Source organism: Pyxidicoccus sp. MSG2 (genome assembly GCF_026626705.1).
Lineage (GTDB): Bacteria > Myxococcota > Myxococcia > Myxococcales > Myxococcaceae > Myxococcus.
This window is the reverse complement of the sequence record NZ_JAPNKC010000001.1, coordinates 1,477,105-1,493,313: the sequence shown is the minus strand read 5'-3', so window position 1 is coordinate 1,493,313 and position 16,209 is coordinate 1,477,105. Positions and strand designations below refer to the sequence as shown.

Genomic DNA, 16,209 nt, shown 5'->3' with positions numbered 1-16,209 from the left:
TTCCGATTCAGGCCTTGTCGCGGGAGATGGGGCCCGTCTTCGCCTTCGTCACCCGCAGGTAGTCCGCGGGCGTGAGGACGAGCTGCGTGCCGCGCACGCCGGCAGACACCGCCACCACGTCGAACAGCTCCATCGTCTCGTCGACGAAGACGGGGTAGTCCTTCTTGCCGCCAATGGCCGTGCAGCCACCGCGCACGTAGCCCGTCAGCGGCTGCAACTCCTTGAGCGGCACGGTGTCCACCTTGCGGTCGCCGGTGAGCCGCGCCAGCGCCTTCAAGTCCAGCTCCGCGTTGCCGGGCACCACCGCCATCAGCACGCCGGTGCGGTCGCCGCGCGCCACCAGCGTCTTGAAGACCTGCTCGGCGGGCATGCCCACCTTCGCGGCCACCGACTCCGCGGACAAGTCGTCCGGGTCCACCTCGTAGTCGCGCAGCTCGTACTTCACGCCGAGCGAGTCCAGGATGCGGGCGGCGTTCGTCTTCACGGCGTCACATCCCCAGGGCGGTGGCCGCGGCCTTCACGCGTGCGAGCGCGTCCTCGGGCGTGGTGCCCACCGCGGACAGGTGCCCCATCTTCCGGCCCTTGCGCGCGTCCCGCTTGCCATACAGGTGCAGCCGGACGCCGGGCATGGCCAGCGCCTGCTCGAAGCGCGGGCCACCCTCCTTCAGCCACAAGTCCCCCAGCAGGTTGACGATGGCCGCGGGGCGCACCACCTCCACCGAGCCCAGCGGGAGGTTGCACGCCGCGCGCACCGCCTGCTCGAACTGCGAGGTGAGGCACGCCACTTCCGTCGAGTGGAAGCTGTTGTGCGGACGCGGTGCCACCTCGTTGACGAGCAGGCTGCCGTCGCCCAGCAGGAACATCTCCACCACCAGCAGCCCCTCCACCTGGAGCGACTCGGTGATGGCGCGCGCCAGCTCCGTGGCCTGCGCCGACACCTGCGGCGGCAGCGGGCCCGGCAGGAGCGACCACGCGAGGATGCGCTCTTCGTGGTGGTTGTACGCGGGCGGGTACACCGCCGTCTCGCCCTTCGGGCTGCGCGCCACCAGCACGGACAGCTCGGACTTCAGGTCGAGCGCGGCCTCCACCACCACGGAGCGCTCGCCCAGCTCCTTCCACGCCGTCGCGGCCTCGGAGGCGGACTTCACCTCCCACTGGCCCCGGCCGTCGTAGCCGCCCTCGCTGGACTTCACGAAGCAGCGGCCGCCCAGCGCTTGAATCGCCTCGGACAGCTCCTGCTCGGAGTGCGCCTCTCGCCACGGGCCCAGCGGGAAGCCGCCCTTCGCGAGCCACCCCTTCTGACGGCCTCGGTGCTGGACGATGCGCAGCACGTCCGCGCCCGGGCGCATGGGAGCGTGGCGGGCCACCGCTTCGAGCGTGGCCAGGGAGACCTTCTCGATTTCGAGCGTCACCGTGTCACAGCCGCGTGCCAGTTCCTCGGCGGCGGCGGTGTCGGAGAAGGACGCGGTGATGCAGCGGTCCACCACCGAGAGGGCGGGGCAGGTGGCGTCCGGATCCAGCGCCTGCACCTGGAAGCCCAGCGTGCGCGCCGCCAGCGCCATCATCCGCCCGAGCTGGCCGCCGCCGAGGATGCCAATCGTCCCTCCGGGCAGCACCACGCGCGACTTCATGAAATCTCCCGGTGCGCCAGCACCTCGTCGGTGCGCGCCTTGCGCCAGGCCGCGAGCCGCTCGCGCAGTTCCGGGTACTTCAGGCACAGGATGGCGGCGGCGTGCAGGGCCGCGTTGGCGGCGCCCGGCTTGCCGATGGCCTGCGTGCCGACGGGCACGCCCTTGGGCATCTGGACGATGGAGAGCAGCGCATCCAGCCCGCTGAGCAGCGTGGTGGGCATGGGCACGCCGATGACGGGCAGCAGCGTCTTGCTGGACACCATGCCGGGCAGGTGGGCGGCCCCTCCCGCCGCGGCGATGATGACGGACAGGCCGCGCGACTCCGCGGTGGACGCGTACTCCATCATCCAGTCGGGCGTCCGGTGGGCGGACACCACGCGCACCTCATGGGGGATTCCCAGCTCCTTGAGGATGTCCACGGCGGGCTGCAGGTACTCCAAATCGCTCCTGCCGCCCATGATGACCCCGACCCAGGGGGGAATCGTACTCGCCATGTGGTGTGCGCGCCTCCGTGCGCTCTCTCCGGCCGAAGGCGGAGGAAACGCGGAGATAGGGCGGGGGGATTCCGTCGGTCAACACGGAAGGTGAGGCGGTCCGCCAGTGGACGTCCGCCCCGCCCGTTTCCCTGCCCGCCCGGCGCGCGGGCTCCAGAGCCCCACCCCGCTGGCGCGGGGCTTCAGTACGTCGAGCCCACCTTGCCGAAGCTCTTCAAGGCCTTGACCTTGCTGCGCTTGACGGCCGAGCGCGTCTCCTCGTCGTTGTCCGCGCCGTCGTACTCATCCATGGTGGCCTGCTGCTCGGCCACGTCGGCGGCCACCGCGGCGGCGCCGGACACGGCGCTGGCCTCGTGGAAGAGGGCCTGGTTCTGCTGGAGGTAGACCTTCGCCTCGTCCTTGCGGCCCCCGCGCAGCGCCTCGGCGGCCTTCTGCATGTTGACCGCGCTGCGCGCCCGGGCCGCGTACACCGTGGCCTCCTTGTCCTGCCGGGCCAGCACCTCCTCGCGGCGGTCCGTCACCACCGAGGACAGCGTGGCCGCGTTCTCCACGCCCACGTTGCGGATGAGGTCCGTGTAGGCCAGCTTCAAATCCGTCACGCGCGCCGTGTGGCCCACCGTGTCATCCGTGACGTTCAGCCGCACCACCACGCGCTCCAACTGGCCCGCGGAGAAGTCCGGCAGCGCCACGCTGACGATGTTGCCGGACTGGCTGGCGCGGTAGCCCAGCACCTCGCCCAGGGACGTGCCCGGGGGCAGGGTGAAGGTCAGCGTCACGTCGCGCGCCACGGAAGTCGTCGCCTGCTGCAAATCCTTCTGGAAGAGGGTGGCCAGTTGCCCCGCGTCCTCGAGGAAGCCGTACGCGCCCGCGCCGTACTCGGCGAACGCCTGCATCAGGTCCTCGTTGAAGTCGGTGCCCACGCCGATGGCGCTCAGGGTGATGCCGGCGGCGCGCAGCTCCCGCGCCTGCTGCGTCAGGCCCTCGTCGTCGGTGATGCCCTCGGTGGGCTGGCCGTCGCTCATCAGGATGAGGCGGTTGACGTTGAAGTGCCCCTGCGCCGAGGCGAGCTGGAAGCGGCCCGCGGACAGGCCCGCGCCGATGTTGGTGCCGCCCTCGTCCCAGATGCCGTCCACGTACTGGAGCATCCGCTCCCGGTTGCCGGGCGTGGCCTGCAAGGACGGCAGGCTCTTCACGTCCGAGCCGTAGTGGATGATGGCCAGCCGGTCCTCGTCACGCAGCAGGCTCACGAGGTGCCGCGCGGCCTGCTTCGCCTGGGCCAGCTTGTAGCCGCTCATGGAGCCCGAGCGGTCGATGACCAGCGCCAGGTTCACCGCGCTGCGCTTCGCCCCCGGCACCTCGGCGCCCGTCAGGTCCACCGTGGCGAAGACCTCGGAGGTGCCCGCGGGGATGTAGGGGTGCGACAGGCGGCTCGTCATGGTGAGCGAGCCGGGCGTCGCCGTCACGGGCTGGGGCGGGGTGGGGGGCACCGGGGGCGTCACCACCACCACGGGGACCGGAGGCTGCGGGGGCTTCACCACTCCCAGCTGCGGCAGCCCCAGCACCAGGGCGGTGAGGGCGAGGCCACCGGCGAGGCTGAGGAAGAGGACCGTTCGGTTCATGGGCAGGGCTCCTGGCGCAAACGACGCGGGCCCTGCCTTTACGAACGAAGCGGGGGAAAAGGTCTACCCCCCGCGCCGGAAAAAGTTCAGTTGCCCGACTGTGCCACCGGGGCGCCCGCGCAGAAGAAGGGCGAGTTGTTCTCGCCGAACGTCCGCCGGTAGAAGCCCTCGTCCGAGGAGCGCAGGGCATCCAGCGTGTCCTGATCCAACAGGAGGGCCCGGCAACCCATGCGCTCCGGCAGCCCCTCCAGCACGCCGCTGGTGTCCTTCACCTCGCACGCGTTGGAGCCTTCCACGCACTCCTTGCTGCAGTAGCCCTTGGCCTCGGCGTTCGGGTTCACCGAGCCGTCCTCGTTGGTGGCGCGGGGGAAGGCCGCGTCGCGCACGCAGATGAGGTCCTCGCACTCGATGGAGCCGAAGGAGATGAAGTCCTGCTTCGGGGCCACTTCCTTCTCGAGGATGGGCATGAACTTGCGGCCGAACTCCTGCTCCTCCTCGGGGCTCGCCTTGCGCACCAGGGTGCACTCCTTGCCGATTTCGCTGCTGACCTCGCAGCCACCCAGAAGCAGCGCGGCGGACATCAGGAGGGCGGTTCGCACGGACATCTTCATGACACCTCTAAGCAGGGGGGAGGGGCGCGGGACCTCTGGACCCGCGACAGCGCAGGGAAGGGTAGCACAGCACCCTCTTGCGCCAACGCCCCCGTACCACGGTCTGAGCCAGTGGAAATGTGAAGGAATACCGGAGGGATACAGGGTAACCAGGCGTGCGCGGCATGGTTGATGGTTGGGAATGCGACCGATAGGATGCGGAAACCGAGAGTCGCGCTGTACCCCCGGTGGCAGTTACGCCCCCCTCCCTTCACGGAGCCTCCGGATTTGAACCGCCCCACGTTGCTGCTCGCCCTGTGTCTGGTGCCCTCCCTGGCGCCCGCGCAGAGCCAGGAAGGCATGGGACTCGACCTGACGAAGGAAGAGTCTCCTGCCGCGCCGTCCCCTTCTTCCGAGGACCCACCCGCTGCACCGCCCGCGGAGGAAGCCACGCCCGCCGTGGCCGCCACCGCGGAGGAGACTCCAGAGCCCGAGGCCATCGCACCGCTGACCGACATCACCCAGGAGGACCGGGTGAAGAGCGTCCAGCGCAAGGTCTACCGAAAGAAGGGTCGCTTCGAGCTGACGCCGCTCGTCAGCATCTCGGTGAATGATCCGTTCTACTCCAAGGTGGGCGCGTCCTTGCGCGGCGCCTGGTACCTGGCGGACACGCTCGCCATCGCCGGCCGCGCGTCGGTGATGCAGGTGGTGCCCTCCGACGACGTGCGGACGGCCAAGCGCACCTTCAACAGCAAGATCTACAACTCGGTGCCCGAGTGGTCCGCGATGGGTGACCTGGAGTGGAGCCCGCTGTACGGCAAGGTGGCGTTCCTCAACTCCATCCTCCACTTCGACGGTTACCTGCTGGCGGGCGCCGGCGTGGTGCGGACGGAGACGTCCGCGCTGCCCGACCGCGGCCTCAACCCGGCCGCCGACCTGGGCCTGGGCATGCGCTTCGTGGCCAAGGACTACCTGGCCGTGAACGTGGCCCTCATCAACACCTCCTACGTGGATCAGCCCCTGGGCAGCAGCAAGGGCGCCATCCAGAACATGATGACCCTCAACGCCGGCATCTCGCTGTTCCTGCCGTTCAGCTCGACGGGGAGGGACGCGGAATGAAGTGGACCCTCCGTCTGCTCCTGGCGCTGTGCCTCGTGGTGCCCGCGCTGGGCCACGCCCAGTCCTCCTCCAAGGAGGAGGAGGAGGCCGGCGACGTCTCCGAGGTGGACAAGGACCGGCTCGGGCCGCTGCGCGAGCGCGTGCGCCCCGTCTCCGGGCACCTGTTCCTCAAGAAGGGGCGCTTCGAGTTCAGCCCGTCCGCCTCGGTGTCGCTGCGCGACGCCTTCTTCAGCAAGTACATCTTCGGCGGCACGCTCACCTACCACCCGCTGGAGACGCTGGGCGTCGGCCTGCGCCTGGGCTACGCGCTCAACACCGTGGCCGGCGCGGCGCAGATCTGCACCTTCACCGACGGCACCGACGGCGGCGCCACGCGTGGGTGCGGCTCGCCCACCATGAACCAGCTCGACGGGCAGGCCCCCGGCCAGCTCAAGCTGCTGGCCGGCGCGGACGTCCAGTGGGCGCCCATCTACGGGAAGCTGTCGCTGCTGGCGGAGAAGTTCGTCAGCTTCGACCTGTACGGTGTCGTGGGCGCCTCCGCGGTGCAGTACCGCGGCCCGGAGCTGTCCACGCCCACCGGCGCGAAGAACTACATGACCGGCGGCGGCAACCTGGGTGTCGGCGCGCGCTTCTTCTTCAACCGCTGGGTGACGCTGCGCACCGAGGTGCGTGACCTCATCTACGTGGAGAAGAGCCGCACCACCGACAACTACCTGCGCAACCAGCTGATGTTCGAGCTGGGTGTGTCCTTCTTCTTCCTCAACGGCTCCGAGTCATGATTCGCTCCTTCCGGCTCATCCGTCTCGCCGTCCTCGGGCTCGCGCTCGCCTGGACGGCCCCCAGCTTCGCCCAGAACTTCGAGGGCCTGGACCTCGGCGCCGCGTCCAAGAAGAAGAAGCGCGGCTCCGCCCCCAGCAAGAAGAAGAAGACCACCACCACGCGCAAGACGCGTGGGGGCAAGTCGACCAAGACGACGCCTCCGCCGGAGGAGGACGCCGCCGCCTCCACCGAGACGCCGGCCGCCGAGTCCGCTCCCGCCGTGGCCGCGCCCGCGGCGTCCACGCCCGCTCCCGCGCCGACCCCGGCCGCGCCGCCGGCCTCCGCGTCCACCCCCGCGTCCGGTGCCTCCACCGGTGGGCTGGGGCTGGACCTGACGCAGGAGGCGCCCAAGCAGACGGCGCCCACCATGTCCTTCGACGCGGTGGACGTGTCCGGCAAGACGGCGGACCGCCAGCGCCTGGACATCGCGGTCAACCTCTTCAAGAACGACGAGTACGAGAAGGCCGCCATGTCCGCGCACGAGCTGCTCGCGGACGCGAAGCTGGCGGGCCTGCACACCGAGGCGCGCTACGTCCTCGCCAAGTCGCTCTACCGCATGGGCATGTACCACTCGTCCCTGGGTGAGTTCTCCAAGCTGCTCGCCCTGGGCCCGTCCACCAAGTTCTTCAAGACGAGCCTGGAGTGGCTCTTCTTCATCAGCCGCAAGACGAAGAACGAGACGGTCATCCTCGACGAGATTGCCCGCCACGCGAACCAGGAGTTCCCGGAGAAGTACCGGAACGAGTTCCGCTACCTCCTGGCGCGCTACCACTTCGTGCGCGGCCGCGCGCTGGACCAGGTGGGCCAGCCGGCGGACGCGGACAAGAGCTTCGAGGAAGTGAAGCGCCTGGCCCTGAGCATCCCGCGCAATGACCCGTTCTTCCCGCGCGCGAAGTACCTGGAGGGCCTGTCCGCCTTCCGCAACGGCAGCCGCCAGAAGGACGCGGCCTCCAAGCGCGGCAACGGGGAGATGCTGGCCTCCGTGGAAGCGATGAAGGAGGTCATCCGCCTCACCCGTCCCATGCCCGGCAAGTCCGCCGAGCAGGCGAAGCTGGACAAGTCCCTGCGCGAGCTGGCCTTCATGCAATTGGCCCGCACGCACTACGGCATGCAGCAGAACCGCTACGCCCTCTTCTATTTGGGCAAGGTGGAGCGGGGTAACACGCAGTGGCTGGAGTCCCTCTTCGAGGCCTCCTGGGCCAACTACCGCGTGGGCCAGTACGAGCAGGCGCTGGGCAACCTGATTACCCTCTCGTCGCCCTTCTTCCGCGAGGAGTACTTCCCCGAGGCGCTCATCCTGAAGGCGGTCATCTATTACGAGAACTGCCGCTACCGGGAGTCCAACCTCATCCTCCAGGACTTCGAGCGCACATACCTGCCGGTGCATGACCAGCTCGAGGCGCTGGTGAAGAAGAACATGGACGCCGGGGAGTACTACTCGGTGCTCGCCGAGGTGCAGAAGAAGAACAAGGAAGGCCTGGAGAAGAACGAGACGGACGTCATCCTGGAGCGCATCCTCCGTCTCGCCCTCACCGACCAGGACCTGCGCAAGACGAACGACTCCATCCTCGAGCTGGAGGGAGAGATGGACGCCTTCGCGAACCGGGCGGACACCTTCAAGTACTCCGACTTGAGCAAGACGCTGCTGGAGGGCCTCAAGGTCCAGCGCACCGCGCTCATCTCCAAGGCCGGCATCATGGCCAAGGGCAAACTGGAGACGGAGCTCGTCGCGCTCAAGCAGCTGCTGGCCAACGGCCTGCGCATCAAGTTCGAGACGACGACGAAGGAGAAGGAGTTCCTCGAGGAGCAGCTCAAGGCGGGCGGCCGCACGGCCATCGTCAAGAAGTACAAGTACTCGGTGGCCGTCTCCGACGACCAGCTCTACTGGCCGTACGAGGGCGAGTACTGGCGCGACGAGCTGGGCACGTACCAGTACACGCTGACGAAGGGCTGCATCGAGCGCGACACGGCGAACCGGAACGTCCAGTCCGCCGAGGCGATGTAGGCCGCTTCACAACGGGTACTTCTCCACCCTACCCACCGCCGGGGGCGCTATGTTCCGCGCTCTCGGCGGTTTCGTTTTTGGAAGGAAGGTGTTCCTGGTGGTGAGGCGGGCGGCGTCACTGCGCGTCGTCTTCGGAATCGTCACGCTGGACCTCATCGGGTTCGGCATCCTGATTCCGCAGCTGGGCGTGTACGGGGTGAAGTTCGGCGCCTCACCGTTCACGGTGGGGCTGCTGATCTCCATCTTTTCGCTGATGCAGCTGGTGGCCGCCCCGGTGCTGGGCCGCTTGAGCGACAGGTACGGCCGGCGGCCGGTGCTGCTGCTCAGCCAGGTGGGCTCGCTGGCGGGCTACGTGTTGTTCGCCTTCGCCCACTCGCTGCCGCTGCTGTTCCTGGCGCGCATCATCGACGGGATATCCGGGGGCAACATCTCCACCGCGCAGGCGGTGGTGGCGGACATCACCCCACCGAAGGACAGGGCCCGGGGCATGGGCGTCATCGGCGCGGCCTTCGGGCTGGGCTTCGTGCTGGGGCCGGCGCTGGGCGGCTTCCTGGGCGCATGGGGAGGCAACCTCGCCATCGGCCTCTTCGCGGCGGGGCTGGTGGCGCTCAACCTCGTGTGCACCTTCTTCTTCCTGCCCGAGTCGCGGGCACCGGGCAGCTCGGAAGGGCACGCGCGCACACTGAAGGGCGCGTCGCTGGCCATGCACCTGCCGGTGGTGGGGCGGTGCCTGGTGCTGGTGCTGGTGTTCACCACCGCCTTCGCGCAGATGGAGGGGACATTCTCGGTGTACCTGCTGACGCGCTTCCTCTCGTCGGGGCCGGTGCCGCTCCAGGGCGGGCTGTTCCTGCAGGCGGCGCTGCCGGACGCGGCGGTGCTGCGCGAGGCGAGCCTGCGGGCGGGCTGGCTCTTCGCCGTGGTGGGCGTGCTGTCGGCGCTGGTGCAGGGGGGGCTGGTGCGGCGGCTGGTGGGCGGGGGAGAGGGCAGGCCCGGGCGCGAGGCCCCGGTGGCCGCGGTGGGCTTCGGGCTCACGGCCGCGGGGCTGGCGCTGCTGCCGGTGGCTCCCAGTTATGCGTGGCTCTTCCCCGTCATGGGGTTGTTGGCGGTGGGCTCGGCGCTGGTGAACCCGTGTCTGTCCGCCCTGGTATCTGTTCATGCCCCGCCGGAGCGGCTGGGCGCGGTGCTGGGGGCGTACCAGGCCTTCGGCTCGCTGGGGCGGATTGTGGGGCCGGCGCTGGGCGGGTGGCTCTTCACCCGGCTGGGGCCGGCGGCGCCGTACGGGACGGCGGCGGTGATGGTGGCGGGAGCGGGACTGCTGGCGCTGTCGCTGGTGGCCCAGGCGAGAATGGCAGGCGCGGGGGCCGAGCAAAGGTCCTAAGATGGAGGCCATGGTGGGGACGCAGCCGCAGCCGGTGACGATTGCCTTCGATGTCATGGGGACGGACCACGGTCCCGCGGAAGTGGTCCGGGGCGCGGCGATGTTGTCGCTGGAGTCCCCCCACATCCACACGCTCCTGGTGGGGGACCGCACCCTCATCGACGAGGCGCTGGCCGAGGTGAAGCACAACGGCGAGCGCATCTCCGTGCAGCACGCGGCGGACTTCGTCGGCATGGACGAGAAGCCGGGCGAGGCGCTGGCGCGCAAGCCGAACGCCTCCGTGGCGGTGGCCGCGCGGCTGGTGGCGGAGGGTGAGGCGCAGGCGCTGGTGTCCGCCGGCAACACCGGCGCGGGCGTGCTGGCGTGCGCCCGTCACTTCCAGCTCATCCCCGGCGTGCGCCGCGCCGCGCTGGCCACGGTGTACCCGACGCGCTCGGTGCGTGGCGCGAAGGAGGACCCGTTCTCCCTCATCCTCGACGTGGGCGCCACGGTGGAGGCCAACGCGGAGGACCTGGTGACGTTCGCCGTCATGGGCTCGGCCTATGCGCGCATCATCTCCAAGAATGACCGGCCGAAGGTGGCGCTGCTGTCCAACGGCGTGGAGCCGCAGAAGGGCCCGCCGCGGGTGGTGGAGGCGCACGCGCGGCTGTCGGAGATGCACGACATCAACTTCATCGGCAACGTGGAGGGCATCGACATCCCGAAGGGCACCGCGGACGTCATCGTCACGGACGGCTTCGTGGGCAACGTGTGCCTGAAGATGCTGGAAGGCGTCCACGAGACGGTGGTGGAGCTGGCCCAGTATGCCTACAAGGAGAGCCTGCGCTGGCGCGCGGGCCTGGCCATGCTGTCCAGCGGGATTCAGCGCATCAAGGACATCACCGACTGGAACCAGTACGGCGGCGCGCCGATCCTGGGGTTCGACAAGATCTTCATCAAGGCGCACGGGCGCTCGAAGTCGCGGGCCATCGCCAACGCGGGAAAGGTGGCGGCGAAGGTGGTGGCGAACAACCTGACCACCGCCATCCGGGAAGGCCTGAAGAAGTGAGTCTGCCGGACCGCATCGACCCGCGTCCCCCGCGGCGAATCTACCGGTGGGACCTGGACAAGACGTACCTCCAGACGGAGTTCGACTCGCTCCGGGACCTGGTGCGTACGGCGTTCCAGAAGGCGCACGAGAAGGTGGCGGTGCCTGGGGCGAGCGCGCTCATCCGCGAGCTGTCGGAGCAGGGTGACTCACGGCTGTGCATCGTCTCCGGCAGCCCCAAGCAGATGCGGGCGGTGCTGGAGGAGAAGCTCAAGCTGGACGGCGTGAAGTGGGACGAGTTCGTCCTCAAGGACAACGTGGGCAACCTCTTGCGCGGCCGCTTCCGGGCCCTGCGCGGGCAGGTGGGCTACAAGCTGCCGGCGATTCTGGAGAGCCGGGTGCACGCGCCGGTGGAGGCCGAGGAGGTGCTCTTCGGCGACGACGCGGAGGCGGACGCGTTCATCTACTCGCTGTTCGCGGACCTGATTGCCGGCCGCGTGGACGAGCGGGTGCTGTCGCAGGTGCTGGAGGCGGGCGGGGTGTACCCGGACGACCAGGTGCGGGTGCGCGAGGCGTGGAAGAAGATTCCGGTGTCGGACCCGGTGCGGCGCATCTTCATCCACCTGGACCGGTTGACGCCGCCCGCGCAGTTCTCCGCCTATGGCCCGCGCGTGGTGCCCATCTTCAACTACTTCCAGGCGGCGCTGGTGCTGCTGGCGGACGGGCACCTGACGGCGCCGCAGGTGCTGAAAATCGCCGTGGAGATGGTGCAGACGGCGGGGCACAACATCATCACCCTGTCGAACTCCTTCCAGGATTTGCTGCGGCGCGGGCTGCCCTTGCAGCAGGCGGCGATTGCGCTGTCGCAGGCGCTGGAGGGGCCCAACAAGCTGCTGGCGGCGATGCGGCCGATGCCGGACATCCTGGCCGCATTCAGCAAGCGCCTGGCCGCGCTGGGCACGCCGCCGCCTCCGCCGCCGGTGCAGGCGGTGGACTACGTGAAGCTCATCCACCACGCGCTGCCGCGCACCCACAAGGGCCGGGGCAAGCCGACGGAGGAGTAGGGCGCGACGTGCCGCCTCAGGCGCCGCCCGGCCGGGCCAGGGTGGCCAGTCGCCGGACCCACTGGCGCAATTGCCGGTACGTCTGCCTGACGGGCGGAGGCAGGTTCTCCACCGCGCCTTGACGGACCATCGGCAACACGTTGCCCTGGAGCGACATCTGCCCGTCCCTCACGTCCTGGAGGAGTCGCGGCAGCAGTCGCGCGCGAGTCACCCGGGACGGCCGGGCCAGGACTTCCCGCGCCCGCGCCTGTCCGGCTCGCGCGTCCCGGGCCAGTACGTAGAAGGCCTTGACCGAGTGCGGGAAGAACGGGTCGAACACCTCGTGGAGCCGGCGCTCCACGTCGGTCAGCCGGTGCAGGCCGTGCTGCGCGAACTGCCGCTCCCACCAGTCCGTGTGGGCCCAGATGAGGTGGCCCGAGGCGGGGATGGCCGGCGAGGTGTGCTCGGCGAGCAGATACTCGAAGGGCTCGCGGGCGTCGAAGCGGGGGCGGTTCTCCTCGAACTCGAGGGGGAACTGCTCTCCGAAGACGCGGTCCTCTCCGAAGGCGGGGATGACGAAGACGCAGAGGGCCTCTGGCGAGGCGACCTCCAGGACGGCGGCGATGTATTCGTGGAGGGCGCTCGGGGCCAGGTGCTCCCAGATGTCGAAGCCGCAGAGCGTGTCGAAGCGGCGGCCCTCGGCGGCCAGGGTGCGGCAGCGCTCGCGCATGTCTCCGGAGAAGAAGGCGTCGCGGATGTTGGGCCAGACGGAGGCGCGGATGTCCTCGCTGAAGTCCACGCCGGCCACGTCCACGCCCTTGTGGTGCAGCAGCGAGATGACGTCCCCGCGCCCGCAGCCGAGGTCGAGCACGGAGCGCGGTGCGAGCTCGCGCACCAGCTCCGAGAGGAACCAGAAGTGGTTGACCTTGGTCGCGTCCCGCAGCCCGCTGTGGGTGCGGTAGTACGACTGGTCGTAATAGCCGGTGTCGAGGATGTTGCTCAGCAGCGCCTCGAAGTCCTCCGGCGCCTCGGCATGGATGAGCCGGGCCTCCTGCCCATGGTTGAAGAGCTTTCCATCCGCGAGGTACCGGGAGTCGATCACCTTCATGGCGCGAAGGTAGGCCCTTTTCCGAGCGCGAGGCCAGGACAAGCCAGGGCCAGCACCAGCGCGCGGGGCCTCGGGCCTCGTGTCCGCGCCCGGGGGCCGCCACGGCCCTCCACGCCTGCCTGCCCGCCCTCCGGCCATGCGGCAGGTTCCGCCCGGCCCCTGCCCGAGCGGCCCTCGGCCCGCTGCCCGGGCGGCCTCCAGAACGTTTCACGTGCGTGGCGTGTTGATACGGGACAAAGTGCCCCGGAAGAACGGGTGTTTCCACGCGTTTCAGGCCAGTCAGCCACGTGTGTGCCACCCTTCGACGTACCCGGAGCGAGCCCGGAGCAGGATGACCTTCCACGTCTCCCCGAATGTTCCACCGCGAAGGGATTCTTCGCCCGTCCGCCCGTGGGGGTGCGGGGAAGAGCCTACCCCCCGGGGAGGACGGAACGGCGAGGGCCGGGTGGCCCCCTCCGGCCCGGTGACACCGGTCAACATTGTCGTCACTCGCTACTCCCAGGCCGGGTGGATGCGGTATAGACGGCTGCCCTTGAAGCGCCCCCTGGGGGGCGTCTATTGGCGATGACGCGAGATTCGACTGAAACGCCGCCTGCCGGCATGACGCTGCCACCTGCGCCCGAAATTGACGCGCGCGAGGTTGCCTCCTTCGAGGCGGTAGCGACTTCCGAGCGCGGCGCACAAGAGGTTCCCATGAGTTCAAACCCGGAGCTGTCGGCGCCCCCCGAGCGGGCCAGCGCTTCCGAGCCCGTGGCCGCCGATGCGGCCCCTTCCGAAACCGAAATTCCCTCCACCCCCACCCCCGAGTCCTCCGAGCCGCCTGCCCAGGCCGCCCGCGCGGATGAAGAGGCCGACGACGACGAGGCCGATGACGACGAGGCCGAGGGCGTCTTCGACGAGGCCGGCCTGTCCGCCGAGGCCGTGCTCGCCGCCGCCGAGGCCGCGGACGCCGCGGAGCGTGGCGACGAGGAGGTGGAGCAGGTCCCCGCCGTCCTCGAGCCCGAGCCCGAGCCCACCCCCTACGAGCGCGAGCTGCACGCGCCCCACGTCCGCCCCACCGGTGAGCCGGCGGAAATCGACCCCGACGAGCTGGACCCGGACGCCCTCAAGGTGGTGCTGCGCCTGCACCAGCACGGCCATCAGGCGTACATGGTCGGCGGCTGCGTGCGCGATTTGCTCCTCGGCCGCAAGCCGAAGGACTTCGACATCGCCACCAGCGCGACGCCCAACGAGGTGCGCGGCATCTTCCGCAACTGCCGCCTCATCGGCCGGCGCTTCCGGCTGGCGCACGTCTACTTCAAGGGCGGGAAGATCATCGAGGTCTCCACCTTCCGCGCCAACCCGACGGAGCTGGAGCCCGTCAACACTGGCGAGGACGAGGGCGAGCCGTCCGGTGAGGACCTGCTCATCACCCACGACAACGTCTTCGGCACCGCGCAGCAGGACGCGCGCCGCCGCGACTTCACCATCAACGGCCTCTTCTACGACGTGGCCGAGGGACGGGTCATCGACTACGTCCGCGGCCGCCGGGATTTGGACGAGCGCTTCATCCGGACGATTGGCGACCCGGAGATTCGCATGCGCGAGGACCCGGTGCGCATCCTCCGCGCCGTGCGCTTCGCCGCGAAGCTGGGCCTGGACATCGAGTCGCGCACCTACGCGGCCATGGAAGGCGCGGTGGAGGACCTGCCGCGCTGCGCGCCCGCGCGCCTGCTGGAGGAGACCTTCCGGCTCATCCGCGGTGGCGTGTCCGCTCCGGCCCTCAAGCTGCTGGACGCGCTGGATGCGCTCAAAATCCTGCTGCCGCCGGTGAATGCGTACCTCAAGCAGCACGGCAAGGAGGGCGAGAAGACCTTCTACGCCTTCGCCGAGGCGCTGGACCGGCGCGTCGCCGCGGGCGAGCCGCTGGACGACGCCATCCTCCTGGCCACGCTGCTGATGCCCATCAGCCGCTCGCCGGGCCAGGACGAGTCGCAGGCCCAGGCTTCGTCGCAGGAGGGTGGCCGCCCGTCGGTGTCGCACGTGGTGGAGGACCTGCTCGCGGGCTTCGTGCAGTCCGCGCGCCTGCCCCGCCGCATCGCCGAGCGCTGCCGCATGCTGCTGCTGGCCCAGCGCACGCTGTCCGGAGAGCGCCGCCGCCGCAGCGCCGCCTTCAAGCGTCACCCGCTCTTCCAGGAGTCGCTCACCGTGTTCGAGATGACGGTGGAGGCCACCAGCGAGGGGCGTGAGCAGCTGGACGCGTGGAAGTCCGGCGAGGTGCCGCCGCCCCGCGCGGATGCCGCCGACAGCGAGGGCTCCGACGCCGGAGGCCAGCGCAAGCGCCGTCGCCGCCGTCGCCGCCGTCGTCCCTCCGGGGGCGGGGCCTCCGGTGAGGGGGCTTCCTCCGGTTCGTCCGCGTCGGGCTCCGACGCGGGCGACGCTTGAGCCTTCCGACTCCGAGGACTCCGAGCCCTTCACGGGCCCGGGTCTACGGAGGGCTGGTGCTGGGCGTGGTGGCCGTGTCCTGGGCCGCTCCGCTCATCCGCTTCGCGGAGGCGCCGTCCCTGGCCATCTCCGCGTGGCGTCTCACCTTCGCTTCCGTTCCGCTGCTGCTCCTGGCGCTGCTGCGAGGCCGCGCCGAGCTGGCCGCGCTCAACGCACGCACGTGGGGCTGGCTGGTGCTGTCCGGGCTGGCCCTGGCGCTGCACTTCGCGACGTGGATTGCGTCCCTGCAGTACACCACCGTGGCCAGCTCGGTGGCGCTCGTCACCACGACGCCCGTCTGGGTGATGTTGTTCGCCTGGATGTCCCTGTCCGAGCGCGTGGGCCCGCGTGGGCTCGGCGCCATCGGCCTGTGCCTCGCGGGCAGCGTGCTCATCGGCGCGCGGGACTTCGCGCTGGGAGGACAGTCACTCTGGGGCGACATGCTCGCGGTGCTGGGCGCGATTCTGGCCGCGGCGTACTTCGTCATCGGCCGGCGCGTGCGCGAGGCGATGTCCCTGGGGACGTACGTGGGCGTCGTGTACTCGGTGGCCGCGGTGGCGCTGATGGTGACGCACGCCTTCGTGGACTCGCCGCTCACGGGCTTCACGCCGCGCACCTGGTGGGTGCTCGTGGGGCTGGCCGTGGTGCCGCAGCTCATCGGCCACTCGATGCTCAACGCCTCCGTGCGCCACCTGTCCGCGCCCTTCGTCTCGGTGGCGGCCCTCGGCGAGCCGGTGCTGGCCACGCTGTGGGCCGTGCTGCTGCTGAGCGAGACACCCGACCAGGTGCAGCTCCTCGGTGGAGGCATGGCCCTGGTTGGCGTGGTGCTGATGGCCCGCGAAGAGGCCCTTCAGAAGCCCCCGCCGCCGGACATGGTGCCGGCGGCGGACTGACGTCCAGGCCCCGCCGCCCG

At 70.0% G+C, this 16,209-nt stretch carries 14 protein-coding genes; 8 read left to right on the top strand and 6 right to left on the bottom strand.

The features are described from left to right. Positions 1-7: 7 nt before the first annotated feature. The 5 genes from ybaK to cglC form a co-directional block, all read right to left on the bottom strand. On the bottom strand, positions 8-484 hold the full coding sequence (ybaK, locus tag OV427_RS06125; RefSeq protein WP_267855163.1) for a Cys-tRNA(Pro) deacylase: 477 nt from the start codon (positions 482-484) through the stop codon (positions 8-10). Positions 485-488: 4 nt separating this feature from the next. Continuing rightward, positions 489-1,631: a 5-(carboxyamino)imidazole ribonucleotide synthase gene (gene purK, locus OV427_RS06120; RefSeq protein WP_267855162.1), complete on the bottom strand. Its 1,143-nt coding sequence runs from the start codon at positions 1,629-1,631 to the stop codon at positions 489-491. Beyond that, positions 1,628-2,125: a 5-(carboxyamino)imidazole ribonucleotide mutase gene (purE, locus tag OV427_RS06115; RefSeq protein WP_267855161.1), complete on the bottom strand. Its 498-nt coding sequence runs from the start codon at positions 2,123-2,125 to the stop codon at positions 1,628-1,630. The genes purK and purE overlap by 4 nt, the downstream gene beginning before the upstream one ends. A gap of 182 nt (positions 2,126-2,307) precedes the next feature. Further along, on the bottom strand, positions 2,308-3,744 hold the full coding sequence (locus OV427_RS06110) for a vWA domain-containing protein (RefSeq protein WP_267855160.1): 1,437 nt from the start codon (positions 3,742-3,744) through the stop codon (positions 2,308-2,310). Between the two features lie 86 nt (positions 3,745-3,830). Next, on the bottom strand, positions 3,831-4,349 hold the full coding sequence (cglC, locus tag OV427_RS06105; RefSeq protein WP_267855159.1) for an adventurous gliding motility lipoprotein CglC: 519 nt from the start codon (positions 4,347-4,349) through the stop codon (positions 3,831-3,833). A 273-nt stretch (positions 4,350-4,622) separates the two neighbouring features. Here cglC and OV427_RS06100 point away from each other — a divergent pair, with 273 nt between their 5' ends. The 6 genes from OV427_RS06100 (at position 4,623) to OV427_RS06075 (ending at position 11,746) form a co-directional block, all read left to right on the top strand. Beyond that, entirely contained in the window at positions 4,623-5,453 is an 831-nt protein-coding gene (locus OV427_RS06100) for an outer membrane beta-barrel domain-containing protein (RefSeq protein ID WP_267855158.1), read from the top strand. Then, positions 5,450-6,232 carry an outer membrane beta-barrel domain-containing protein gene (locus tag OV427_RS06095; protein WP_267855157.1) on the top strand — a complete coding sequence of 261 codons (783 nt, stop codon included), beginning with the start codon at positions 5,450-5,452 and terminating at the stop codon, positions 6,230-6,232. The genes OV427_RS06100 and OV427_RS06095 overlap by 4 nt, the downstream gene beginning before the upstream one ends. Continuing rightward, entirely contained in the window at positions 6,229-8,277 is a 2,049-nt protein-coding gene (gene gltC, locus OV427_RS06090; RefSeq protein WP_267855156.1) for an adventurous gliding motility protein GltC, read from the top strand. Before OV427_RS06095 ends, gltC begins: the two co-directional genes overlap by 4 nt. A 97-nt stretch (positions 8,278-8,374) precedes the next feature. Further along, the gene (locus OV427_RS06085; protein WP_267863377.1) at positions 8,375-9,655 is read left to right on the top strand and encodes an MFS transporter; all 1,281 of its coding nucleotides are present in this window, start codon (positions 8,375-8,377) and stop codon (positions 9,653-9,655) included. A gap of 10 nt (positions 9,656-9,665) precedes the next feature. After that, the gene (gene plsX, locus OV427_RS06080; RefSeq protein ID WP_163996810.1) at positions 9,666-10,703 is read left to right on the top strand and encodes a phosphate acyltransferase PlsX; all 1,038 of its coding nucleotides are present in this window, start codon (positions 9,666-9,668) and stop codon (positions 10,701-10,703) included. After that, positions 10,700-11,746 (top strand): phosphatase domain-containing protein, encoded by a 1,047-nt coding sequence (locus tag OV427_RS06075; RefSeq protein WP_267855155.1) that lies wholly within the window; start codon positions 10,700-10,702, stop codon positions 11,744-11,746. The genes plsX and OV427_RS06075 overlap by 4 nt, the downstream gene beginning before the upstream one ends. Positions 11,747-11,762: 16 nt before the next feature. Here the strand turns inward: OV427_RS06075 and OV427_RS06070 are convergent, their stop codons facing one another. After that, positions 11,763-12,833 carry a class I SAM-dependent methyltransferase gene (locus OV427_RS06070; protein ID WP_267855154.1) on the bottom strand — a complete coding sequence of 357 codons (1,071 nt, stop codon included), beginning with the start codon at positions 12,831-12,833 and terminating at the stop codon, positions 11,763-11,765. 693 nt (positions 12,834-13,526) lie between these two features. Here OV427_RS06070 and pcnB point away from each other — a divergent pair. Next, the gene (pcnB, locus tag OV427_RS06065; protein WP_267855153.1) at positions 13,527-15,257 is read left to right on the top strand and encodes a polynucleotide adenylyltransferase PcnB; all 1,731 of its coding nucleotides are present in this window, start codon (positions 13,527-13,529) and stop codon (positions 15,255-15,257) included. Beyond that, positions 15,254-16,189 carry a DMT family transporter gene (locus OV427_RS06060; RefSeq protein WP_267855152.1) on the top strand — a complete coding sequence of 312 codons (936 nt, stop codon included), beginning with the start codon at positions 15,254-15,256 and terminating at the stop codon, positions 16,187-16,189. The genes pcnB and OV427_RS06060 overlap by 4 nt, the downstream gene beginning before the upstream one ends. Positions 16,190-16,209: the final 20 nt, after the last annotated feature.